Here is a 1437-nt window from a genome sequence, read left to right on the forward strand (position 1 = left end):
TACTACAGTTGCATTTGCCTTGCGTTTCTGGTTCATCTTTCTCTGGGATTGGGAGGGATTGTCATGTCTGTTGCGGATTGGTCGGGCAGTGTTTCAGATTGGTCGCATGCGCTTGCCGGTTTGAAGGAGCTCATCGCCCCTGCGTTCAAACGTTCTGAGCAACGCGCCTCCGCGGGCGTGTTTCTTGATGGCCTGCTGTCTGGAGCGGAACGCAAGACGGGCTGGATGCTGGCGGAAGAAGCTGGGTTGGCGCGGCCCTATCGGATTCAGTCTTTGCTGGGCCGATCCTCCTGGTCAGCAGATACGCTCTGCGAGCGGGTTCGGAGGTATGCGATTGAGGCGCTTGGCGATCCGGATGGTGTACTGGTCGTGGATGAGACTGGATTTCTGAAGAAGGGTACACACTCCGCCGGCGTTGCACGGCAGTATTCCGGCACCGCAGGGCGGATCGAGAACTGCCAGATCGGTGTGTTCGCAAGCTATGCCAGCCGCTGGGGCCATGCGTTGATCGATCGACGGCTTTATCTTCCCAAGGCCTGGGCCGATGATCCTGACCGCCGTGCCAAGGCGCATGTGCCCAAAGAGATGTCTTTCGCCACTAAGCCCGCTATGGCCTGCGACATGATAGCAAACCTGCTGGACGAGGGAACGCCTTGTGCTTTCGTACTGGCCGATGCGGTCTACGGGTCCGATTTCCGGTTCCGCAGGATGCTGGAGGCGCGGGACCAGCCCTATGTTCTGGCCGTGCGCTCGACACACCACCTGCGGTTTCTTGATGAATGGCACCTGGTTCAGACCGACCCCGCGACAATGATCGCAGAGTTGTCGCCCGAGGATTGGCAGGCGCTCAGCGCAGGCGAAGGCACCAAGGGGCACAGGCTGCATGACTGGGCCAGGGTGCCGCTCAACTATACGGCCGCAGAAGGTTTTTCCCGGTGGTTGCTGGCTCGTCGAAGCCTGCGTGACCCGGAGAACATTGCGTATTACCTGGCTTATGCCCACACCGATGCAACACTGCCGGAACTGGCCGCCGCCGCCGGACTGCGCTGGACCATCGAGGAATGCTTCCTGCGCGCCAAAGATGATCTCGGGCTCGATCATTGCGAGGCGCGCTCTTGGCACGGTTGGCATCGACATATGAGCCTGGTGATGGCCGCCGCCGCGCTCCTCGCACGCCTCAGCGCTGATCAGCGCCGCACGGCCTTCAGCAAACCGAACAAAACGAGTCCGCGGAGCCAACCGGCAGCAGCATAGTCAAACGGCTCCGAAACACGTTGACCACAGCGGAAATTCGCTACCTGATCGCCCGCCTCCTGCTGCGCCCGATATTGACCGTCGCCTTTGTCTGGGACTGGTCACGATGGCGACGAGAACATCAAGCGATCGCTGCCATCGCACATCGGAAGTTGCGCATCAATGCGCAACTGTAGTACTAGG

1 protein-coding gene is annotated in these 1437 nt (G+C 60.3%); it reads left to right on the plus strand.

Annotated elements, in window-relative coordinates:
- Positions 1-63: 63 nt before the first annotated feature.
- Complete coding sequence (locus AC2SGK_RS18225) at positions 64-1254, plus strand: IS701 family transposase (protein WP_488324792.1); 1191 nt, start codon at positions 64-66, stop codon at positions 1252-1254.
- Positions 1255-1437: the final 183 nt, after the last annotated feature.

It is taken from the genome of Paracoccus sp. NIOT.M2S5SZ12 (assembly GCF_057748165.1).